Origin of the sequence: Streptomyces sp. S07_1.15 (genome assembly GCF_020739505.1) — a bacterium.
Taxonomy (GTDB): Bacteria; Actinomycetota; Actinomycetes; order Streptomycetales; family Streptomycetaceae; genus Streptomyces; species Streptomyces xinghaiensis.
On record NZ_JAJBZK010000001.1, the window covers coordinates 1,691,355 to 1,712,861 of the forward strand.

Annotated in this window: 17 protein-coding genes; 4 read left to right on the forward strand and 13 right to left on the reverse strand. The window is 69.6% G+C overall.

The window, feature by feature from the left end; genetic code table 11:
* Positions 1–160: 160 nt before the first annotated feature.
* Complete coding sequence (locus tag LIX60_RS07175) at positions 161–1,396, reverse strand: CdaR family transcriptional regulator (RefSeq protein ID WP_227957714.1); 1,236 nt, start codon at positions 1,394–1,396, stop codon at positions 161–163.
* A 322-nt stretch (positions 1,397–1,718) separates the two neighbouring features.
* On the opposite strand from LIX60_RS07175, the gene LIX60_RS07180 reads away from it, so the two are divergent.
* On the forward strand, positions 1,719–2,969 hold the full coding sequence (locus tag LIX60_RS07180) for a hypothetical protein (RefSeq protein ID WP_227957715.1): 1,251 nt from the start codon (positions 1,719–1,721) through the stop codon (positions 2,967–2,969).
* A gap of 76 nt (positions 2,970–3,045) precedes the next feature.
* On the opposite strand, the gene LIX60_RS07185 is transcribed toward LIX60_RS07180, so the two are convergent.
* Positions 3,046–4,104, reverse strand: coding sequence for a vWA domain-containing protein (locus LIX60_RS07185; RefSeq protein WP_227957716.1), 1,059 nt, complete (start codon positions 4,102–4,104; stop codon positions 3,046–3,048).
* A gap of 519 nt (positions 4,105–4,623) precedes the next feature.
* On the opposite strand from LIX60_RS07185, the gene LIX60_RS07190 reads away from it, so the two are divergent.
* The 3 genes from LIX60_RS07190 to LIX60_RS07200 are packed head-to-tail and all read left to right on the forward strand — an operon-like array spanning position 4,624 to position 7,252.
* Entirely contained in the window at positions 4,624–5,919 is a 1,296-nt protein-coding gene (locus tag LIX60_RS07190; protein WP_227957717.1) for a magnesium transporter, read from the forward strand.
* A 2-nt stretch (positions 5,920–5,921) separates the two neighbouring features.
* Positions 5,922–6,506 (forward strand): hypothetical protein, encoded by a 585-nt coding sequence (locus LIX60_RS07195; RefSeq protein ID WP_227957718.1) that lies wholly within the window; start codon positions 5,922–5,924, stop codon positions 6,504–6,506.
* A complete protein-coding gene (locus tag LIX60_RS07200) occupies positions 6,503–7,252 on the forward strand; it encodes an ATP-binding cassette domain-containing protein (RefSeq protein ID WP_227957719.1) in 750 nt (249 codons plus the stop codon). The genes LIX60_RS07195 and LIX60_RS07200 overlap by 4 nt, the downstream gene beginning before the upstream one ends.
* A gap of 335 nt (positions 7,253–7,587) precedes the next feature.
* On the opposite strand, the gene LIX60_RS07205 is transcribed toward LIX60_RS07200, so the two are convergent.
* The 11 genes from LIX60_RS07205 to LIX60_RS07260 all read right to left on the reverse strand — a co-directional run bounded on the left by LIX60_RS07205 (position 7,588) and on the right by LIX60_RS07260 (position 21,504).
* Positions 7,588–8,061 carry a hypothetical protein gene (locus LIX60_RS07205; RefSeq protein WP_227957720.1) on the reverse strand — a complete coding sequence of 158 codons (474 nt, stop codon included), beginning with the start codon at positions 8,059–8,061 and terminating at the stop codon, positions 7,588–7,590.
* Between the two features lie 331 nt (positions 8,062–8,392).
* On the reverse strand, positions 8,393–8,884 hold the full coding sequence (locus LIX60_RS07210) for a hypothetical protein (RefSeq protein ID WP_227957721.1): 492 nt from the start codon (positions 8,882–8,884) through the stop codon (positions 8,393–8,395).
* A 615-nt stretch (positions 8,885–9,499) separates the two neighbouring features.
* A complete protein-coding gene (locus tag LIX60_RS07215; RefSeq protein ID WP_227957722.1) occupies positions 9,500–9,682 on the reverse strand; it encodes a DUF397 domain-containing protein in 183 nt (60 codons plus the stop codon).
* Entirely contained in the window at positions 9,679–10,536 is an 858-nt protein-coding gene (locus LIX60_RS07220; protein ID WP_227962659.1) for a helix-turn-helix transcriptional regulator, read from the reverse strand. The genes LIX60_RS07215 and LIX60_RS07220 overlap by 4 nt, the downstream gene beginning before the upstream one ends.
* A 255-nt stretch (positions 10,537–10,791) precedes the next feature.
* A complete protein-coding gene (locus LIX60_RS07225; RefSeq protein WP_227957723.1) occupies positions 10,792–13,815 on the reverse strand; it encodes an NACHT domain-containing NTPase in 3,024 nt (1,007 codons plus the stop codon).
* Positions 13,816–14,090: 275 nt separating this feature from the next.
* Positions 14,091–14,381: an Atu4866 domain-containing protein gene (locus LIX60_RS07230; protein ID WP_227957724.1), complete on the reverse strand. Its 291-nt coding sequence runs from the start codon at positions 14,379–14,381 to the stop codon at positions 14,091–14,093.
* A 186-nt stretch (positions 14,382–14,567) separates the two neighbouring features.
* The gene (locus LIX60_RS07235) at positions 14,568–15,425 is read right to left on the reverse strand and encodes a helix-turn-helix transcriptional regulator (protein WP_227957725.1); all 858 of its coding nucleotides are present in this window, start codon (positions 15,423–15,425) and stop codon (positions 14,568–14,570) included.
* A gap of 234 nt (positions 15,426–15,659) precedes the next feature.
* The gene (locus LIX60_RS07240; protein WP_227957726.1) at positions 15,660–17,087 is read right to left on the reverse strand and encodes a non-reducing end alpha-L-arabinofuranosidase family hydrolase; all 1,428 of its coding nucleotides are present in this window, start codon (positions 17,085–17,087) and stop codon (positions 15,660–15,662) included.
* A gap of 842 nt (positions 17,088–17,929) precedes the next feature.
* Positions 17,930–18,649 carry a glycoside hydrolase family 11 protein gene (locus tag LIX60_RS07250; RefSeq protein WP_227957727.1) on the reverse strand — a complete coding sequence of 240 codons (720 nt, stop codon included), beginning with the start codon at positions 18,647–18,649 and terminating at the stop codon, positions 17,930–17,932.
* A 308-nt stretch (positions 18,650–18,957) separates the two neighbouring features.
* Entirely contained in the window at positions 18,958–19,563 is a 606-nt protein-coding gene (locus LIX60_RS07255; RefSeq protein ID WP_043460728.1) for a lytic polysaccharide monooxygenase, read from the reverse strand.
* 594 nt (positions 19,564–20,157) lie between these two features.
* Entirely contained in the window at positions 20,158–21,504 is a 1,347-nt protein-coding gene (locus tag LIX60_RS07260; protein ID WP_227957728.1) for a class I SAM-dependent RNA methyltransferase, read from the reverse strand.
* Positions 21,505–21,507 lie beyond the last annotated feature (3 nt).

Consider the following 21,507-nt stretch of genomic DNA (forward strand, 5'->3'; position numbering starts at 1 on the left):
CTCCATACCTCCGGACGGGAAGCTGGTTCCCCTCATCTTGTCGGTCCGAACGGCACACGGTGGCCGATCCCGGCCGGACGGCCGTCCGGCCCGCCGCGGAGTCCGTCCGGCCGCGGCCGCGCCGCGCCGCCCGCGTCGCCCGCACGGGTCACTCGGCGGGTCATGCGGCGGGCCGCAGGCTCAGCGCCCGCAGGGCCAGCTGCATCTCGAACTGCGCCGCCGGGTCGTGCAGTTGCTCACCGAACACCTCGTCCAGCTGCCGCAGGCGGTAGCGCACCGTCTGCGGATGCACGCCCAGCCGCTCGGCGACCTCGCTGGCGTTGTGACCGCACTGGAGCCAGCACAGCAGTGTCTCCGCGAGGCGTTCCCGCTGGGGGGAACGCACCTGGTCGAGCGGCTGGAGCCGGCGGCGCACCATCGCGTCGACCAGTGCCTCGTCGCGGAACAGCAGCAGCGTGGCCAGGTGGTCGGTGCACCGCACCACCCCGGTGCCGGGCAGGACACCGCGCCGGGAGAGCGCCAGGGCGTCCAGGGCCCACCGCAGCGAGCGGGCCCCTTCGTCGGGCGCCACGGTCGGGCCGACGGCGGCGCGCAGTCCCTTCAGCACCGCCCCGAGGGCCCGGACTGTCCCGGGGTTCTCGGGGTCGGGCACGACCATGACGCCGGGCTGTGCGTCGAAGCACCCGAGGAACTCGGGCGGCAGGATGGGGCGGGCCGCGTCTGGTACGGGGCCGTGGTCCACGACGACGACCGCGAGTTCACGCGGGACGGTCCACCGTGCGCTGTGGGCGAGGTCGGTGATCGCTTCGACGGATGCCGGCGCCTCATCCGTCAGTAAGTCGATCAGCCGGGTGCGGCGGAGCTGGAGCTCGCCCGCCGCGTGCAGCCGCGCCTCGGTGTAGCCGACGGTCGTCGCCGCCGCCATTTCGTCGAGTTGCAGGAACAGCGCCTCGCCGAACGTGGCCAGGACGTGACGGGGCAGCACCTCGGCGTCGACCAGGGCGTTGACCCTGCGCCAGGTGATGCGTGCCCCGACGCGCAGCGCAGCCTGGAACGAGTCCAAGCTGCGGCCTTCGTCGGCCTCGCCCCTGCCGATGCGGTGGTAGGTGGCCTTGACCTCCTCCCAGTCCGTGTCGGGTTCGGCCATCCTGGCCAGGAACCCGCGGAGCGCTTGCTCCACACCCCGGTGGACGACGTGGCTGTAGGTGTCGTCGCGGGGCCGGTGGTACTCGTGGATCTCCTTGCGGATGGCCTGGACGACTTCTTCGGTGATCCCTTCGAAGAACGGCCTCAGATGCTCGTGAAGCCCGGCCGGAAGCGACCGGAAGGTCGCCGATGCCTCAAGGGCTGTCGTGTCCGTCGTCTCGCCGGCCGGTGGCTGAGAACCATTCACCATGCAGTGGTTCCTTTGCGCGTGAGGGACAAAGGCGAGGTGAAGATACCGCCACGGTGGTGTGGAGGCTCTTCATCGGACGACAGAGCAGGCGCCGCCAGTTGTCACTTCGGTGACAACACTCCGGATCCGGCCGCCTGATCCGCCCACCGCCAGTCGCGGCGACACCGGTGGTTCCACTGATGCCCGCCCCCGCGACTCCCACTTGAATGCGGCCCGGGCCGATCCCCGAACCATCTTTCGGCGATCGGTGGCAGGCACAACTCGCGCAACCGACACGATGCGTCGGCGCGGACAGCCGACGCGGGCAGAAGGGATACCAGACATGACTCGCCTCCGCGGGCGCCTGCGAGCCTTCGGCGCCGTGGCCCTCAGCATCATGACCGTGGGTGCCGCCGGCGCTCTCACGCCCCCAGCAGCCGCCGCCACCCCGGTCTACAGCGAGGACTTCTCCGACGGGCTCGGCACCTTCACCGCCTCCGGTTCCGCCCGGGCCGGCACCTACGGCGCGCGCCTGAGCGGATCGCTGTTCACCGACCCGTCCATCACGTCCGCGCCCATCGACCTGGCTGGATACAGCGGCGTGACGGTCTCCTACACCCGGTCGGCGTCCGGGCTGGACCTCGGCGAGTCCTTCACCGCGGCCTACTCGGTCGACGGCGGCTCGTTCACCGCACTGGAATCGGCGCGCACCGTCGCGGGTGCGGCGTCGTTCCGCCTCCCGGCCTCGGCCGACGGCCGCGACCTGCGGCTGCGCTTCTCCCTGGACGCCAGCAGCGCCCTGGAGACGCTGACCGTTGACGACGTGCTGGTCGAGGCCGCGGGCGGTGGGGATCCGACCGACCCGCCGCCCGGATCGCTGCCCCCGGTGGACGACGTCACGGAGCCCGGGCCGTACGCGGTGACCGTCGACAGCAGCGCCGGCCCTGGCGACGACGGGTGGCTGGTGTACCCGTCGGACGCCGGCCGGGACGGTGTGGACCACCCGATCCTCGTCTGGGGCCCGGGGGCGGGATCCGCTCCCGCCGACTACGAGGACATGCTGCGCCTCTGGTCCTCGCACGGGTTCGTCGTCTACAGCGAGGTCTCCTCCAGCAGCGGCGCCTACATGGTCGACGCCCTCGACTGGCTGGAGGAACGGAACGCCGACCCGGGCAGCCCGCTGTACCAGGACCTCGACACCTCCGAGGTGGCCTTCGGCGGCCATTCCCGCGGGTCGATCGGGACCTTCGACGTGGCCGACGAGCCGCGGCTGGAGACCACCATCCACGTGGCCGGCGGCTCCTTCGACGGCGACGGCCCGGACAACCTGCGGAAGCCGGCCCTGTACATCGGCGGTGACGAGGACTTCGCCACCGCCAACATGGAACGCGACTACACCAACACCGATGTGCCGGTGTGGTTCAACGTCCTCGACGGCACAGACCACATCTACGCCACCCGCAACGGCCGGCACATCATCACCGCCTGGCTGCGCTGGCGCCTGGCCGACGAGGAGTTCCGGCGCACGGAGGACTTCCTGAGCCCCGGCTGCACCTTCTGCGGCCTCGGCGAGGTCCGGTACAAGAACTGGTGACACCGCACCGGCCCGCCCGAGCTGCCCCGTCGCCCTGACGACGGGGCAGCTCGGGGCGACTCGGGGCAGGCGAGCCTCACAACATGATGAGCAGCCGTGTCCGCGGCTTGAGCTTCCGGTTCACCGAACGGCTCTGCACATACACCTCCAGCTTGGGGTTGTTCCCCGCCTTCACGGAGACGGTCCCCTGGATCCCCGTCCCGAACAGCAGGCTGCGTGCCGCGTCGCCCGTGTAGGCGCGATCGGTGTCCTTCTCGACCACGACGACTTCCTTGTTGGGCTGCACCAGGGCTCTGGCCCCCAACTGGTAGTAGCACGCCCCGCGTTCGTACCTCACGCCCGGATGCGAATCGACGAAGGGCCGGATCTCCATCTCCTTGTCGACCTTCAGGAGCCGGTACCGGTCGGCCGGTATCGGCTCGAGGGTCGCCCGCACCTCGTCCACCGATATGTCCTGGCCGACGGCGAACAGGTTCTTCGTGCCGCGCACGCCCTGCTCACGGCCCCGGAGGAAGCTCGTGGCGGCGGCGCGCACGGTGCCGATCGCCTCCTCGACCCCCTCGTGCGAATCCGCGTCCCAGATGGCGATGTTGCCGGCCGGGAAGCCGTAGTTCTGGGCAGTGCGCTTCGCCAGGGAGTTCGGGACGAGGATCGCGGACGTCCAGTGGCCGGGCAGCGAACCCATCTTCGCCGTGATCCTGTCGAGCCAGGGACCGAGGATGGCCATGTCGCCGTCGTGCCGCCGGTCGCCGCCGGAGGCGTTCTCCTCGCCGTCCGTCACCACGATCTGCAGGAAGCTGTGCTCGCCGTACTCCTCCCAGATGTGACCCAGGTCGTCCAGCGACTTGAGCGACGCCTCGATCAGAGCCGTGGCACCGTTGTTGACCTTGTACAGACCCCGCATGGACGGCAGATGCTTCACGTCCATGTCCCAGACCAGGTTCTCCACCCGGTGGTCGAAGGAGTACAGGCTGATCCGTGTCTCGTGACCGAGGCTGTCCGACTCGGCCTTCAGGCCCGCCACGAACTCGTCGACCACGCGGATGAGCTGACTCTGGTGCTGGTACATGGACCCCGAACAGTCCACGACCAGCGCGACGTGGTTCACCTTGTGCTGGATCTTGTTGGCGGACACGCTTCCGCTCCCCCTCCGCTGCTCCCCGAGTAGTGCTTGAACTCTATGAGCGGGCACTGACATCGACGGTGCTGCCCGGCCGCGGTGAACCGGGCCGGCGGGCCGATGATCCGGAGTTCAGGCGGAGCCCTCACGTCGACGAGGCGCACGGGCTCCGACAGCACCGCGCGGGCGCTCTCGAAGTCCGCGAGCCGGTCCGCGGCCGTGGCGAGACGGCGAGGCGTTTCCGGGAGGGCGGGCGGCGGACCGAAGCTGAAGTCCGGAAGCGCGCAGCACGCCTTGGACTGGGCAACGTGCCGTGCGGAACGGACCTGTTGCCGCAGGGCAGATCATCCGCCCCACGCCACTCAGTCGGGCTTGCCCCATGACAGCTCCTACTTCGAGATCGATAAGCTCGGTACAGGGTGCGGGCCTGCACCGGAGTAGCTGACAAAGCCAGTGTGGACACGACCAAGGCTGACTGACTGATCCTGTCGGGCCGCCGTGCGCACCGCGTGCGGCGGCCCTGTTCCGTTCTCCATGCGAGGCTTCATGCGCTTCTCCTCCGCTCTTCGCACGCATCCGGCCGTGCTCGCCTTCCCCGTGCTCGGTCTGTTCTTCGCTTACCTCTTCCTCACGAGCACCCGGAACATCGACCGGCTCATCGCCGTGCCCTGGCCCGCGCAGGCAGCCTCGTACGCCGTGCACGCCCCGGTTCCGATGGCCGCCGCGGCGGTGGCGGCCCTGGCCGCCGTGGAGGCGACCCGGCTTCGCGCCCTCGGTACCTGGGAGTTGGGTGCCGCACGCCCCACCTGGCGCATCGCGGTTCAGCCCCTTCTCATCACCGTGCTGTCGCTGTCGCTGCTGACCGCCGGGGTCACGGCGGGCGGGCTGTGGGTGGTCGGGGTCCTCCCCGATCTGTATGTGCTGCAGTTGATGGGGATGGTCGTCGTCCTGCTCACCGCGCACGCGGTCATCGGCTTCGTCATCGGGCGCCGGCTCCACGCCCTGTACTCCGCCCCGCTCGTCGCCGTGGTGGTCTTCATCGGCATCAGCTTCCCCCTGGGGGCGAACAGTTACTGGCCGCGCCACGTCTCCGGGTCCATCGCCTGGGTGGGGTTCGGTGAGACGTACTCGTCGGCCATGACGGCTGCCGCGCTGCTGCCAACGGTGTGCCTGGCCGTTGCCGGTGTCCTTGTGGCAGGACCCTCGCGGATCCGCGCCGCCTCGGTCGCCGCGGCCCTGGCGATCGCCGCCGGGGGCCTGCTGGGCGCGTACGGCATCGCCAAGGACTGGCGCGCGACGGCCCCGGCCGCCAAGGGCCTGGCCCCGGTCACCTGTGCGGGGAGCGCGCCCGAGGTCTGCCTGCCGTCGGCCGGCTCCGCCCACATCGGGGAGGTCCAGGACGGACTCGCCGCGATGACGGACCGGTTGCGCGCCCGGGGGCTCATCTCCGAGGAGCCCGACCGCGTCACCGACCGCACCGTGGCCGATGTGCGGCAGACCGACACCCGAGGGGAACACTGGACTCTCGACCTGGTGCCCGGGAGCGCGGACCAGGTCCTCCGGGAGAACATAGCCATCGCCGTCGTCGGTTTCCCCTGCGAAAAACCGGACTGGAACACCCTCCATTACCCCACCCTCTGGGCCGCCCGGACAGCCGGTGTGGAGAGCGAGTACCTCGCCTGGCTCTCCCGCGAGACCGGAGGGTTCGGCCAGGGACAGAGCAAGGGGCAACTCCTCACCGAGATGGCCCGAGTGGGCGGCCTTCCGCCGCGGGAACAGAGAACCTGGTACGCCGGACAGCTCCGGCACGCCTGCCGGGCAGGTCGGTGAGCATGAACTGGTGGCTGCGCCAGCGCGGCGCCTTCGGCCTGCTGCCCGGTGCGCTCATCGGCTTTGCCGTGGGCACCGGACTCACCCTGAACGTGATCCTCGTCTTCCCCGCGTTCGTGGGGAGCTACGCGACGACGCAGCTGAGCAACTTCGTCTGTCTCATCCCAGCCGTCGTCCTCGTCGTCTGCCTCGAGAGGCGGATGCCCTCGGTGGAACGCTCCGCCGTCCGCCGGCTCCACGCGCGGGACATCGCGCTGGTGTCCGGTTTCGCGCTGCTGGCCACGGCGGTGGCCGCGGCGATGTCACTCCTCGGGCAGGAGGCGATGTGGGCGGTGGCGCGGAACAACCTGCTCTTCTGCGGACTCGCCCTGGGCGCCTGGCCGTTGCTCGGGCACCGCGCGGCTCTGCCACCGGTCTTCTGGATGATCCAGTCCCTGTTCCTCGGGGGCCGCAGCCGCAACGACCCCTACCCCTGGGTAATCGTCGCGGAGGAACCCCGTGTCGCGCATGCCGCCGTCGGCGCCGCCCTCGTCTTCCTGACCGGGATTCTCTCCCTCATCTGCTGCACACCAAGGACCGACCGATGACTCTGCTGCTCGACCGCGTCACCTTCCGCTATCACCGCTGGATCCGCCCCGTTCTGCACCGCTTCACCTACGAAGTCCCCGGGAAGGGCCTGACGATCCTGCTCGGCCCCAACGGCGCGGGCAAGTCCACCACCCTGGCTCTGCTCGCCGGCACGGTCCGCCCGAGAGCGGGCCGGGTCCTGTTCACCGACTCGGACCTCACCTCCGCCAGCCGCGAGTACCGCCGCCACGTCGCCTGGCTCCCCCAACGGGTCCCGACCTCACGTCAGTTGACGGCCCGCGAGTACGTGGCCTACGTCGCCTGGCTGAAGGGCGAGAGCCGCTCCCGGGCCTGGGAGCGCGCCGCAGCCGCCCTCGACCGGGTCGGACTCGCCGAGCAGGCCGGGCAGAAGACGGCCAGGCTCTCCGGCGGACAGCTCCGCCGTGCCGGCATCGCCTGCGCCCTCGCCCACGACGCGCGCGTCATCCTGCTGGACGAGCCGACGGCCGGGCTCGACCCGCACCAGCGCACGGTCTTCCGCGATGTGCTGCGGGAGGTCGCGGCGGAGACCCCGGTGCTCATGTCGACCCATGACATCGCCGACCTCGCCGACGAAGCCGACACGGTCACCCTCATGGACGACGGCCGGATCCTCCACCACGGCGGGACCCGCAGCTTTCTCAACCACGCACACCCCGATGCCGTTCCGGCCCGCCGGGCCGAGTCCGCATACTCCGTCCTCATGCGGCTGGACGGCTCACGGTGACATGACAGCGTCTCGGTCCCTGCCTCCGCCCCACGCGAGCGCCGACCGGGACCGTCGCCGCACGGACCGGCACGGCCGGCCCGCCGTGCCGTTGCTGCCGCTTCCTCCGGTTCGTTGGCGTCGGCCAGTGCCAGGGCAAGCTGGGAGAGGTGCAGAGCGAGCTCTCCTGTGTGCGGGGCGTTGTAGCGTGCAAGGACTTCCCAGAGCAGGGGAACCGCACGCAGTGAGGCTTTCCCGTGCGCCCAGCAGAACAGGAGGGGACACCGTGACGCAGCGGTGTTCCTGCTGTTCTGCAGGGCGCACGGCAAAGCCTCAATGAAGGAGATACGACCCCCTCAGTGCCATTTCCCTTCACATTCGATGATCTTGCCGCTCGAGTCGGCGTGGCAGGCCCGTGCCGCAACGGAGCGGGTGGCATGGCGCGCCATCCACCTGTAGCTGTACTGGGGAAGGGATTCGAGGTATGCGCAGTCGAGGGCGCCGCCGACGGGGCGGTAGTGCCAGTGGCCTGCCCACTGCCCGGGACGCTCGGAGATCTCGTAGCGGATCTGGACAGCCGCGCAGTAGCCGTCGGTCGCCCTGTCCCACACCTTGCTTTCGATCCACACTTCGCCGTTGGCCTGCCAGTAGATGTCCGTCTCCTGCTCGACACCACCGACATAGCTCTTCGCGGTTCTGTGGGCCCATCCCGCGGGCGCGCCCTGAGTGGTCCGTACCCAGTCGTTCGTGCCATGCGCTGAGGCCGGTGTGGTGGCGATCAGCACCGTGCTGAAGGCTGCGCCAAGCAGCCCGAGTACGCGTCGCTTCACAGACTCCCCCTTAATGGTCATTGCTACGGTGACATCGGTCTTGTGAAACTCTGTCCTGCGCAGGACATCTGGGCGTCAGCCCCTGGTTTTGCCATGGGGTAAACCCTCGCGGTAGTCGCAGAACGCCGATGTCGACAAGCTTGCCGACTCCGAGGTGCACCTCCGGATGCTTCATGCAGCCGATGCTGTACATGACGGCGTTGCGAGGATGCGTTCCGCCATGTCGCGCGGCCACGATTTCTTCGACCGGAAGATCGTCCCCCGGGCCCCGTCGCGGGGGCGGTACTCCAACGAGTTGTCGCGGGTCGCGATGATCGGCCCCGCACCTTTCTCAGCGGCGACTCCCCCGGCCGACGCGCCAGATCTGCACCAAGCAGAACTGCTGACTCTCACCCAAAGCCCCCTCATGGCCGCCCGGTATATGGATATCCCCCACCCCTCTCACGGGCGAGAAGAATGGCGCATGCTCACGATTGAACACCCATGTCCACCGCATCCTGTACCGGCCAGGAGAGGGCAACACGAGTGGAATGTTCGCCAATCCTCCGTCGATGGTCTCGACCGCAAGTCCACCCGTGGGAAGTTCGACCTCCACTTCTTCCTGCCCGGACCATTCGACGGAACCATCCGGGGGCGTCGCAGACCAGCTCTCCAGCCGTAGCGCGGCGTAGAACACCTGGCTGGGTACTTGCAGGTACACCATGCCCGGCATGGACAGCAGCCACTTCGTGTCATCCGGGTCCGGGAAATCTCTGTCGACACCTGCGTCAACCACTCCGAACAACTGGTGGTCCGGAGAGACTTTCGTTTCGTACGCATCCATCAACCTGCTCAATTTGCACCTCTCTCATCGTGCAGGGGCATGAGCTGATCGTGTCGGAGGACCGCTCACTGGCGTCTTCTCAGCGAAAGATCTACGCGAAGCGGCATGAACCACTCCGGCGTGAGCAGGCCGCGCAGGCTGCACCCGCCCACAGAAAGACGTAAAGCCCCCTGGCAGGACAGGTGTCACCACAAGATCGTCCGCTGCACCAGAGGCTTCACGTCGGTCACCCCTGGGTCCACGCTCGATGTCCCACGCCACGCCGTGGATCACCTTTCGCGTCTCCTCGCCGCCCACCACCGCCGCATCGGCACTCCGCGCGGCAGTCGGGCGCTCGGTCCGTTGCGCCGGGTCGTGCCGTGCATTCCCGACCGGAGCCGGTCCGTCGCGGAGCGACCATGACGGAGCGACCGCGCGCACAAGGAACGTCCTGGTACGCCCCCTTGGAATCGATCGGTCAGGCTGCTCCGTCCAGGACTTCCCGCACTGCCGCCCGACCGGGCGCCCGCTGCCGCACTTCCCCGGACCGTGGCAGCAGGAGCCAGAGCTGTCTCGACACATCTGTGCGGCGGGACCGAGGCCGACCCCGCCGCACAGATGGTGAGTATGTGCGGATCAGTTGGCGGTGTGGCTGAGGAAGTCCGCCCAGGCGGCCGGGGACATGGACAGCGGCCGCCGCCCAACGTCCTTGGAGTCGCGGACGAGGACGGCCTCGTGGCATATGGCCACCTCAACGCAGTTGTCGCCGCTCGTACCGCTGTAGCTGCTCTTGAACCAGACCAGTTCTGTGGCGTTCATAGGGCTCCTCGCATCTGCTCAAGCAGGCTGACGGATGCATCCGGGCTGAGAGCTTGCGAGCGCATACTCCCATAGCGCTGAAGCACGGTACTGACCTGCATGGGATGGGTGAGGAGGTTGCTGCTCTGGTGTCCTTCGCAGTAGCCGACCCACTCGTTCTGAGGGGTCTCGGCCAAGTACAGGGGGCCGTCAAGTCCCGCGTGTGACGACTGCCGCCGGGGCATGATCTGCAACTGCACGTTCCGGAGCTGCGCCCGGTCCAGCAGGTGGTCGATCAGAGCGCGGGTGACATCCTCACCGCCCGTACGGCGCTCGATCACTGATTGCTCGATGATGAAGCCGAACGCGGTGTTGGCCCTCTCCGTAAGCAGGCGCTGCCGCTCCAGCCGGGCCACGACCTGATCGTCGAGCTGCTTGTCCGTCAGCGGTGGCAGACGGCTGCCGCAAACCGCCCGAATGTAGGGCTCGGGCTGCAACAGCCCCGGGACGACCCGGCACTCGTACGCGTACAGCGACAGCGCCTCCTCCTCGATACCCGCCCACTGCCGGAACCAGGACGCCAGCCCGGCCCGGCGCGTCAGGCTGCGGTGGGCCGCCGCCAGGATGCGGGAGGCGACATGGCCCAAGGGCTCCTCCGCGCGGCCGGGCAGCTCCCTCGGCGGGAACCGCTTGCCCTGCTCGATCTTGGCGATGTAGGGCACCGAGTACCGCACTCGCGGTGCGAACTCCTCCTGCGTCAGCCCTGCCTCCTCGCGCAGCACCTTCAGCACCGCGCCGAACGTCTTCAGACTGTCGGGCAGCTCAGCCGCCCCGTCGCCGCAGTTCCGGGCACCGTCACCGCTGTCCGCCGCCATGGCCACCGCCTCCCCCTCCGCACCGCCTCCTGGACTTGCCTTGCTGGCCAACGGCACAGACCCGCCCCCGTCACGCCCGCGTACCGACCCAATCCGCGCCGCCACCCACCCAGCGCGATCTGTACCGGCGACGAGGCGGTGAAGGCGGCCGACACGGTACTTCCGTGAGCGGTACCAGGGCGTACCCGCGGATGCCGTCGTCGATCAGCGGTCGAGATCACCACACCCTCAGGCCGGGCGTTCGCGTCCAACGCTCTATGTACGGAACCGCCGTAGACGACCGGTCCAGGTTCGGCCCTCCTGCCTGCCCCGCCCCTCGTGCCGTACGACGACGCGCTCGGTGGGCAGGGCCTCCAGCCCGTGGACCTTCCCGCCGTCCACGAGGGTGACGTCGATCTGTGCGCGCAGCACGTTGTGCAGCGGCGACAGGTCGACGGCCGACTGATAGCTCTGGCACGTCAAGCGCAGGGTGAGCGAGGTCAGCGAGGGAAAAGCCACCGCGAAGTCCGGTACCCGCGTTCCCGTCAGGACGCCTTCCATCTTGAGTGAGGTGACCTGGGACAGCGGCGCCGTGGGGAGCGGGAGGCCGTGTTGAGAGGACAGAGTCAGGGATCTCAGGTTCGAGGCCGACCTCAGGAAGGAAAGATCCACTTCGCCCGGCAGTCGGTGCAGGGACAGTTCCACAGCCGAGGTCTCGCCGAGCGCGGCCAGGTCCGTGATGACGTCGCAGGACTCGATCGCGAGTCGGCTCATGCCACTCAGCGGGGCCAGTGAGGGCAGTGTGATGGACACAGCGCTCGACGGCGCGATCGACAGGGAGTGAACCTTCTCCGGTGCGAGGACATCCACGAGTTCGGTGGTCAGCAGCTGCCCTCTGAGGAGGAGATGCGGAATCCGGTCCAGCGATTCCAGGCACGTGATCTGTTCGGGATCGGTCAGGTGCAGCGTGAGGTCGTCCAGCGGCAGCCCGTCGAGGATCTCCTCAGCGAAGGCTTGGGCGTCGAAGTAGGACCAGGACAGGGCGACTTCCTGGCGTACGTCGCGGTCGGCGACCCGCTTGAAGTGGGCGAGCTGGTCCAGCGCTGCTTCGCCGCCGATCCGGGCGACAGTCATCACCGTCGCCCGGGCCTGCTCCGGGGACAACCGCTCAGGGCCGGGCAGGAAGTCCAGGACGATGTCCCCGGCTGTGGCGAGTTCCTCGGCATCCGCCGTGGTGGCCGGGGGGATGAGGGCCGAGGCCCGCAGGTTCACCGCAGCGCGGACCGCCGGGTCGAGGGTGGTGGCGTGCTCCAGCGCGGCCGCGGACAGCAGGTGGTAACGCCGGCGCAGCCGCGGGTCGGTGGTCAGGTCTCCCAGCTCGATCAGTTTCCGCAGCAGATAAGCGCGTTCGCTGTCCCGGGCGTGGCCCACGGCGAGGCGGATCACGTCGTCCCACTGGTCGTCACGGCCGGACTCGGCGAGCAGATCCAGGTCCTCGGCCTCGACGGCCGCCTTGGCCCCGAGATAGTCCTGGAACGTGCGGTGGATGAAGTCCACCGTACCCGCCGACGGTTCCCGCAGGAGCCCACTGCGCAACAACAGGAAGCTGAAGACGTCCTCGGCTCGATCGGGCGGAGCCAGGTGCGGCATGGCCGGCAGCTTCTCGCGGATGATGCGGACCGCGGTGGTCTGGGCCGCCTCCGAGCGTCCGTTGCGGATCAACCAGTACGCGATCCGCTGGAGCAGTTGGACCTGGGCCTCCTCCGTTGGTGCCAGCCCCTGCGGCGCGGCGATCTCGCGCTCTTTGTCACGACGCACAAGCAGCATGGTCAGCGCGGCGGCGTACAGCTCCATGCGGCGCTCGGGCAGATGCGTGAGCCGGTCGCGGTGCAGGGCACAGACAAGCGCGCACATCAAGGGGTTGGTGGCCAGCCGGTACAGGTCGTATTTCTGCCGCAGTGTTGTGCTCAGAGCATCGCGGCAGCGTTCCACCGCCTGTCTCTCCTCGGGCTCATCGAGCGTGGTCAGGACGGCCTCGTGCCAGCGGTCGACGAAGCGGTCGACGTCATGGCGGGTCATCGGGAGAAGATTGAACTCGGCGAAGTCGAGCTCCGCGAGCCAGTGCGTATCCACGGCCGATGGGCGGGAGGTGACGAGGAAGAACGTCCTCGGATACAGGTCGACAAGATCCTGCAACCACCGCCGCACGCCCGGACGTTCGCTCTCGGAGACCTCGTCCACACCGTCGATGAGCACTATGCCCCGGCCGCTCGCGAGCACTCGGTCGGCCCAGTGCTCGGGCTGCAAGCCGTGCAGGATGCTGCCGACCGCGCCGAGGAACTGCTCGGGACGGGGCAGTCCCGGCTGCTGGACCAATGCACGCAGGGGCAGCATGAACGGCACGCGGCCCCGCAGCCCCGACAGCCCGTCGGGGAAGACTTGCTGTGCGGCGGATACAGCCATCCACTGGAGCAGGGTGGTCTTGCCCGACCCCGCCATCCCCCGCAGCATCGCCCGGGTACAGCCGGATAGGGCTTCCTCCACACGCTGACGGTTCGCTGACGGAGAGCTTCCGGCACGTTGCGAGGCCAGTTCCAGGTTCAGGTAGGCGGTGTCCAGTGGCCAGCGGGCCCGGTTGGGGTCGCTGAGGTCGAGGCCGAAGATATTGAGCTTGCCGTATTTGCGTTCGATGTGGGCGAGATAGCGGGTCTCGAACTCCTCGTCAGCGCTGCCGGGGCGGGGGATCCGGTCCACCAGCGCGTCCAGCGCCCGCAGGACCTCGTCGAGCATGCGGGTCTGTGTGACCAGCGCATTGGCGACAAAGGTCGAGCGCTGGGTGAAGAAGTGCAGGATGTGCAGACAGCTCAGATCAACGAGGCTGTCGTACAGGGTGGTGGCGTCGGCGGACAGGTCGCGGGTGGCGTCCGGACGTGCTCGCTTCAGCCGGCGTGCCAGCTCCTCCCGACCGAGCCGCACCGCCTGGACGTCGTCCATCTCCAGGTCGCCCAGCGCGCTCAACGTCGCCGCGAGAGCGTCCGCCAGGGCCTCGCGTTCGTCGGAAGCGATCGGCGACTCACGAGGGTTCACCTCCATGGCCACCTTGACCAGCTCGCGCGCGATCTTCCACATGTCGAGCTGGTTCAGGTTGCGCTTCTCGCCCCAGCTCACCAACCGCGACACACGCACCGGCTTGTCGACGAGTCCGGCTCCTGGACCCTCCTTGACGAAGAGTCTGGCAATGATGGGCCGCGCGACCGCCGAGGCGATGCGAGCGGTCGTACCGACGCTGGCCGGATCCATCGAACCTCCGCGACGCCGTGGGGACGCATCCCCACTCGTAAAGGTCCTCTGATCATAGGGAGTTCGGGCAGCCGTGAGCAGGAGAACAGGCGTGGAGGCGTCAGGACGGAGGTCGACGCGACGGCACCAATCGGGTGGCAGCGCGTTGGGTTTGCCGCTGGCGGGACGTCTCCCGGCAGTTGTACTGACGACCGCTGCGCCGCCGTCCGGAGGCGGGCACCGCGTGTTCGCGGGTCCGGTGCCGGCGGCTCAGGCCACCCGCTGCTCGGTCCCGGTCACGGCCGGGTGCCCTCCCGGGCGCGCGGGTCGTTCTCGCGGTAGAGCACGAGGTGCTCGTGGAAGAGGACGCCGTCGCGGACATCGCCGGTGGCCGTGAAGCCGGTGTCGTCGACGTAGTCGAGGTGGCTGCCGGTGACGGTGTAGCGGCCGGTGTAGGCGCTCCGGCGGTTGCCGCGGGCCTCGTCGTAACGGCCGTTCGGCAGCAGTTCCTGGCGGATGTGGCCGTCCGCGGTCACCCACATCCCGACGTACGGGTGCGGATCGCGGGGCGTGTCGTTGCTGGTCATGGGTCCACCCTCGGCCCTGCGGCGGGACGCTGCCAGGCCGCCGTCCCCCTGGGTGAGCGCTTCCCGGGTGCGGCGCACCCACCCTCCACGGGGCCGCGGTCGCCACCCCGGGCCTCCCGGAAACCTCCCGTCAGCAGGACGGCGGCGCCCGTGACGCCGGCTGTGGGCCTGTTCGGGGGCGGACCCTCAGCCGGCCCGCTTCGGCGCGTCGTCCCGGTGTACGGGGTGGCCGGTCGCCGCCAGCGAGCCGAGCAGGCGGAGTGCTTCCGCGGTCCGGGTGCCCTCCTGGGCGTGGTAGACGATCAGCTGCTGCCCCGGAGCGGAGCGCACGTCGAAGGTCTGCATCCGCAGGGTGAGTTCGCCGACCTCGGGATGCAGCAGGACCTTCGCGGCATCGCTCTTGCCCCGTGCGTCGCGCCTCCGCCAGAGGTCGGCGAACTCGCGGCTGCTCTCCGAGGCCGTCCGCAGAACCTCGTGGATCCGCGGGTCGTTCGGCCGGGCGCCCTCCAGGAAGCGGAATCCCGCGACCGCGTTGGCCGCCGCCTTCTCCCAGTGCGCGTGGAACGAGCGGACCGACGGGTCGAGGAACATCGTGAGCAGCACGTTCGCGCCGGGTGGGAGATGGGGGAAGACGGCCCGCCCCAGTGTGTTCGCGGCGAGGACGTCGTACGCGCGGCCCAGGAGCAGGGCCGGTGTGCGGTCCCACAGGTCGGCCAGCGCCAGCAGCTGGGGGTCCGCTCGCTCGACGCCGCCCTCGTGGCGCGGGAGCGGGGTCATACCCGCGATCCGGTAGAGGTGCAGCCGGCCGTCGTCGTCCAGCAGCAGCGCGTCGCCCAGGGCGTCCAGGACCTGCGGCGACGGGTGCCGTTCACGGCCCTGCTCCAGTCGCAGGTAGTAGTCGACGCTGATGCGGGCCAGCATCGCGACTTCCTCACGGCGCAGGCCGGGGACGCGCCGCCGTCCGTCCTGGGGAAGACCGACGTCGGGCGGCGTCACCCGCGCGCGCCGGCTCCGCAGGAACTCGCCCAGTTTCGAGGTGGTCATGCCGCTCAGGTTAGGCTCCGGCGCGGCCGCGAGCCTGGCCCCAGTGCCCCCAGGACGGACGCGGTCCTACGGGGCTCACGCGCCGATCGGCGGAGTGAGAGAGACCCCAGCCGCCGCACGGCTGGGGTCCCTCGAAGGCGGTGAGCGCCGGTCAGCAGGTGAACCGCGCCGTGAACGCTCGCCCACGACGCGCCTGCGGAACGCGCCACATCACGGTCACCGTGAACCGGGAGGTCAGCGCTGCAGGGTGAGGACGCCCGGCCGCCACGGCAGCCGGTTGTACTCGCCGCCCGCGTTGGGGTCCTTGCCCTGGTAGAGCAGCTGCAGGTTGCAGGCGTCGACGGTCATGGTCTGGTCCGGGTTGCTGCGGACCAGGTCACCGTGGCTGATGTCGTTGGTCCAGTTGGCACCGCTGTTGGCCCTGCCCGCGAAGGGGTTGCTCTCACTGGCGGCCTGCGGGGTCCACGAACCGTTCAGGCTGTTGGACGTGAAGGAGCGGAAGTAGCGCCCGTTCGCGCCCATCGCCTCGACGATCATGAGGTACTGGTTCTGGCCCTGGACCTTGTAGACCTGTACGCCCTCGAACAGGTTGGCCTTCGTGTCGCTCATGATCGTCGTGTACGACGAGCCGAAGTTGCCCGGGAAGTTTCCGAGCGGCATGCTCGCCCGGTAGATCTTGCCGTTGTCACCGGCGAAGAACAGGTACATGTTCTGGTCGTCGGCGATCAGCGTCTGGTCGATCGGGCCGGTGTCGGAGCCGGAGATGCTCCCGGTGAACAGCGGCTGCGGAGAGGACCAGCCGTTGGGGTTGGTGGGGTCGCTCGACGTGCGGTAGATGAAGGGCCACTGACCCCACTGGTACGCCAGCACCCAGATGTTCTTGGGCGCGAAGTAGAACAGCGTGGGAGCCACCGTGGCCTGGTTCATCCCGTTCTGGCCGGCCGATGCCATGTCCGACCAGTTGCTGAAGGGGCTGAACGCCATCGAGCCGTACGACGATCCCGAGTAGTTCGTCCCGTAGACCAGGTACTGGCCGTTGTGCTTCACGGCGGTGAAGTCCTTCAGCGAGGCCCATCCGTGCGCCGGCTGCGCCAGCGCGCCCGTCGACGCCCACCGGTACGACGACGGAAGAGCACACGCGCCGTCCGTCGGCGGCGTCCCGGCCAGGCCGGTCCACTTCTGGTTGCTGCCGCCGTCGCACGTCCCGATCTGCACCGCCGTGCCGTTGGCCGTACCGGCTCCCGCGGACTCCAGGCACAGCCCGGACTCCACGCCGACGACCGTGTCGTCGGACTTCACCTGCCACTGCTGGTTCGCACCGCCGTTACAGGTCCAGATCTGCACCCGGGTGCCGGGTGCGGTGGCGTGGCCGGGGACGTCCAGGCACTTGTTGCCGTACACGGTCAGCTCATTGCCGTCCGTCAGCGTCCACTGCTGGTTGGCCCCGTCCCAGCAGTCGTAGATCTGCAGGGACGTGCCGTCGGTCTGGCCGGCGTCCACCACATCGAGACACCGGTTCGAGCCGGCACTGCGTAAGGCGCCGCTGGTGGCCGCCTGAGCCGAGGGGGCGACGAGCAGCGCCGCCAGCGTGGCCAGGGCCGCCGCGACCGCGGCGGCGAGCGCCGCGGACGGATGCCTGCGGCTGAAACTTCCTCTGTGCATGGGGGGTTTCCCAACCTTGAGGGGGCGGTTCCGGTTGGCCTCGTCAAAGGCTGTCCGGACTGTCGGTGCACTGCACTGCCGTGCGGTGTGCGGCGGTCCGCGAGCGTCACGGTGGCCCGGCCGGGCGGGCCGGCCGATAGCGATGTCCGCGGAGTCCTGCCCGATCGCCGGGTTCGCGTATCCCCGCGTACTCCCCGGCGGTGACGCGGGCCGGCCCCCGGGCGGGAGCGGCCGCGGCACGTGAGGCTCCCGTCAGCGGGAGGACCGCGCCGGCGACGAGGCCGGAGGCGGTCCCCGGCGCGCGACGAAGGGGATGCTGATGAGGCCATGACATGCACACATGCGGCAGGTCCCTTGCGGCTCGGCGTTCGGTGGGGGGCGACCCGGAGATGCCCTGCTGTGCGATGGAGCGACTCGACATGTCCGAGATATCGAACGATGGTCGAAGTATCGAGCAACCTGAATGATAGGGAACCGTTGAACGACGTCAATACCTCTCACAGGCGTTGCTACCGACCCCGGAACACGCGGCGAGGCCTCTGCGCCAAAACGCGCACGTCACGCCACGAAAAGGCTGGGACGGTGGTGCCGGGCCGGCCGGAGCACGGACACGGGCGACGACGGTCCCCTCATGGCCGGCTTGCCGGCAGACGGGGAACCAGGCCGACAGGCGTCCGGCGATGCCCGGTACATCGATGGTGTCCTGCGCGACGTCCTCGACGAACGGGCCGGCGACGGAGGCGGATGGCGGATGGCGGAGCGGTATCACGAAGGGAGTCGGGCGACCCACCCGGGCCACCGAGTGAGCAGAGCCCCGGCGTCCGCCTTCCGCCCGCGGAAGTTCACCCGACCCAGATGTCGGCGTGCCCGCTGCTCTGGTAGCCCTCGGTCGCGACGATCATGAAGTCGGTGAAGCTGCCCAAGGTCATCCCGGCGCGTGACCAAGCGTCGAAGTGGTTGCCGGTGGTGATGGTGCCGCCGTTGCCCCGCTCCCCCTGGTTGACGCTCCAGAACTGCTGGATGATCTGGTTGCCCACGCCCTCGGACGGCAGAGGGATACGCACCGTCCGGTAGATGTCGTAGGTCTTGCCGTCGCCGGCGACGACGCCCCTGTGATCGGAGAAGTCGGGCCGGTACGAGCCATAGCCGTCCATGATGTAGTACTCGACGAGCGGGTCGGTGGTCCACCCGTAGACGGACAGGTAACCGCTGCCGGAGGGGGCGAAGTCGCCTGCCCACTTCACGGTTCTGCGCCCCCCGGTGGCCCAGCCCTTGCCCGCCACGAAGTTCCCGCAGTCGTTCCAGAGGACGGTGTAATGGCCGGCGTCGCCGAGCGTCATGGAGACCGTTCCGGCACCATCCGTCCAGAAATCGTAGTAGTAGCCGCCCTGCATGCCGTTCCGCGGTGTGGTGATGATCTCGGCGGCGTGGGCGGTGCCGGACGGCAGCAGCGAACCGGCGCCGGCGGCGAGGGTCAGACCACCCGCGCGGGTCAGGAAGTCCCTGCGGTCGAATCCGGGTGAGCGAGGTGTGTTCCGGGAGGGGGTTTCGTCCCTGGGCATGAGGTCTCCGGGAGCTGTCGAACGGCCGGGGAAGGCCGGGGCGGCGCGGGTACTCCCGGCGGCCCGCGATGCGCCAGTGGGCCGACGGAGGTCTCCCCGGCCGTTGAGTGCCGGAGTCGTACGACGAGACGGCGGGGAGCCGGCCATCGTGCGACTGCCGCGCGATCGGGTGTGTTCTCACCAGGAGCGCAGGGAGCCCCGCCGGGGCAGGGTGACCACAGGGGTCCCCCGCCCCGGCGGAGCTCGGCCGGCCGGGCGGCGGGTTACCGGCGCCCGGCAGCGGCCGGTGCCGTGTGCGGCTTTCCGGCTCAGCCGAAGTTCACGTCACTGCACCACATGTAGGCCTGGTCGAGGTGCGAGGCCTGCCAGATCACGAACACGATGTGGTGTCCGCTGTAGCCGGAGGTGTTGACGTTGAAGCTGATGTCCTGCGCCGGGGCGTAGCGGCCGGTCTGCGTGATGAAGTCGAGGTTGCCCCAGCCCAGGGTCTGGGTCTTGGGGTTGAAGCCCTGCTTGCTCACGTAGACCTTGAAGTAGTCGGCACCGTGGGACGCCTGGTCGCGCAGCTGAACCGTGAAGTTGCTGCTGACGTTGGTCGTCTTCCAGTCCCCGGGCCTGTCCAGGCTGGCGTTCCTCGAGAGGTTGTTGCTGCAGAGCGCCCCGTTGGGGGTCCGCGACTCGAACTGGCCACCGAGGCCGTCGCGGAGCGCGCTCATCCAGTTCCACATGGTGTCGGGGTTGGCCTGGAATGCCTGGTAACACATGGGGTCTTCGGCCTGCATGGCCGGGCTCGTGTGGTTGCTGCCCCACGTCTGCCAGCACTGGTACGCGCGGGAGGCGGGGTTGACGATGGTGCCGTGAGCCTGGGCGGGGGCCGACCAGGCCAGGGCGCCGACAGCCACGGCGAACAGCATGATGAGCGCCTGGAGAGGCCGGCGGAGGGCAGACCGGGTACGCCCGGTTGAGGGGCTCTGATTGCGCATGTGGGGGAACTCCTTCGAGTTGCGAAGCGCCATGGGAGCGCTCCCAAGGTACGACTTCTGAGTGAAATGTCAATGAAACAAACGCAGTTGATTACAGGGGGGGCGGCGAACAGGAAATCCGCCGAGAGCCGGGAGCCGGCACCCTTCCCGGAACCGGAAGGCGAGGGTGCGGCCCGGACCGGCGTGCAGGGCGATGCCGAGGGGCGGCATACCCAGCGGCGACGGCTCGCCTCACCACGGACACAGGGGGCCGCCCGAGCCGGCCGACGACCCCGACCCCTACCCCTACCCCGACCTCGACCCCAGAAGTTGACGCGCCATCAGAATGCGCCTCGGGCGAGCGTCAGGACTGCTGTACGCCACTCCAGGAAGACGGGGACCACCCCTCGACGTCCTCCATGCCACGGGCCGGAACCGCGGGTCAGGCGGCGTCCACCCGGCAAGCGGGGCACTCGACGTCGTGCGCCCGGGGAATCATGTGCCGCGCGACCCGCCCGAAACCCGGGTATTCAGAGAATCAGCAGGTCACAGGCCCTTTGCGGCGGGTTCCAGGACCGCCACGCACTCCACGTGGTGCGTCATCGGAAAGAGGTCGAACGCCCGCAGCTTGCGGGGCTTGTAGCCGCCCTCGCGGAAGTACGCCAGGTCGCGGGCGAGTGCCGCCGGGTCGCAGGCGACGTAGACGACGCGGCGGGCGCCCAGGGCGGCGATCCGGGCGACCGTCTGCCTGCCCGCGCCCGCGCGCGGCGGGTCGAGGACGATCAGGTCGGCCTCGGTGATGCCCGTCTTCGGCAGCACCTGCTCGACCTTGCCCTGCTCGATACGGACGCGGTCCAGGTCGGCGAGGTTGTGCCGGGCGTCCTCCACCGCGCGCTTGCCGGACTCGATGCCGAGCACCGCGCCGGCCTCGCCCACCCGCTCCGCGATGGCGCCCGCGAACAGGCCGACGCCGCAGTACAGATCCAGGGCCATCTCGCCCTTGCGCGGCATCAGGCCCTGCATCACGGCCTCCACCAGCAGGTCCGCCGCCTTGGGGTGAACCTGCCAGAAGCCGCCCGAGCCGACCCGCCAGGTGCGCCCGGCCGCCCGCTCGCGGACGAAGGGCCGGCCGTGCACCCGGTGCACGCCGCCGTCCCTCTCCTCCACCCGCATCACCGAGACGGGGCGGTCGAGTTCCACGATCGGCAGCCGGCCGCCGGGGCGGGGGGTGAGGATGACCTGCCGGTCGTTCGAGCCGGTGGCCGCGATCGCCTCGACCCCCGCGATCTGCGGCCACTCCCGCTTCTCCACGCCGAGTTCGCTGACGCCCGGCGCCGCGATCAGGCAGTGGTCGACCGGCTGTACCTCGTGCGAACGGTGCTTGCGCAGCCCCGCCTGCCCGTCCTCGTCCACCGCGTACTGCACCCGGGTGCGCCAGGCCGGCACCTCGCCCTTGGCCACCTTGTCGCCGGGAGCGGGCTCGACGGTCCCGTCCCAGCCCGCCTCCTGCGGCGTCAGCCCGGCCAGCCGGGAGAGCTGCTCGGCGACCACGGCGCCCTTGAGCCGCCGCTGGGCGCCCGGCGCCACGTGCTGCCAGTCGCAGCCGCCGCACTTGCCGGGACCGGAGAACGGGCACGGCGCGGGGATCCGGTCCGGCGAGGCCTCCAGGACCTCCACCGCGTCGGCCCGCAGGAAGCGGGAGCTCTCGTCGCCCTCGGTGACCCGGGCGGTCACCCGCTCACCGGGCAGCGTGTGCCGGACGAACAGCACCCGGCCGCCGGGGGTGCGGGCGATGCAGTGCCCCCCGTGCGCGACGGGCCCGACCTCGACCTCGTACTCCTCGCCGACGAGCGAGGGGGCTTCGGAGGCGGAGGGGGTGGATGGTGTCGTCACAGC

Excerpts from the sequence above, each read along its gene's own strand:
- LIX60_RS07175 (WP_227957714.1), bottom strand. The coding sequence starts at position 1,396 with ATGGTGAATGGTTCTCAGCCACCGGCCGGCGAGACGACGGACACGACA.
- LIX60_RS07180 (WP_227957715.1), top strand. The coding sequence starts at position 1,719 with ATGACTCGCCTCCGCGGGCGCCTGCGAGCCTTCGGCGCCGTGGCCCTC.
- LIX60_RS07190 (WP_227957717.1), top strand. The coding sequence starts at position 4,624 with ATGCGAGGCTTCATGCGCTTCTCCTCCGCTCTTCGCACGCATCCGGCC.
- LIX60_RS07195 (WP_227957718.1), top strand. The coding sequence starts at position 5,922 with ATGAACTGGTGGCTGCGCCAGCGCGGCGCCTTCGGCCTGCTGCCCGGT.
- LIX60_RS07200 (WP_227957719.1), top strand. The coding sequence starts at position 6,503 with ATGACTCTGCTGCTCGACCGCGTCACCTTCCGCTATCACCGCTGGATC.
- LIX60_RS07210 (WP_227957721.1), bottom strand. The coding sequence starts at position 8,884 with ATGGATGCGTACGAAACGAAAGTCTCTCCGGACCACCAGTTGTTCGGA.
- LIX60_RS07215 (WP_227957722.1), bottom strand. The coding sequence starts at position 9,682 with ATGAACGCCACAGAACTGGTCTGGTTCAAGAGCAGCTACAGCGGTACG.
- LIX60_RS07220 (WP_227962659.1), bottom strand. The coding sequence starts at position 10,536 with ATGGCGGCGGACAGCGGTGACGGTGCCCGGAACTGCGGCGACGGGGCG.
- LIX60_RS07225 (WP_227957723.1), bottom strand. The coding sequence starts at position 13,815 with ATGGATCCGGCCAGCGTCGGTACGACCGCTCGCATCGCCTCGGCGGTC.
- LIX60_RS07230 (WP_227957724.1), bottom strand. The coding sequence starts at position 14,381 with ATGACCAGCAACGACACGCCCCGCGATCCGCACCCGTACGTCGGGATG.
- LIX60_RS07235 (WP_227957725.1), bottom strand. The coding sequence starts at position 15,425 with ATGACCACCTCGAAACTGGGCGAGTTCCTGCGGAGCCGGCGCGCGCGG.
- LIX60_RS07240 (WP_227957726.1), bottom strand. The coding sequence starts at position 17,087 with ATGCACAGAGGAAGTTTCAGCCGCAGGCATCCGTCCGCGGCGCTCGCC.
- LIX60_RS07250 (WP_227957727.1), bottom strand. The coding sequence starts at position 18,649 with ATGCCCAGGGACGAAACCCCCTCCCGGAACACACCTCGCTCACCCGGA.
- LIX60_RS07255 (WP_043460728.1), bottom strand. The coding sequence starts at position 19,563 with ATGCTGTTCGCCGTGGCTGTCGGCGCCCTGGCCTGGTCGGCCCCCGCC.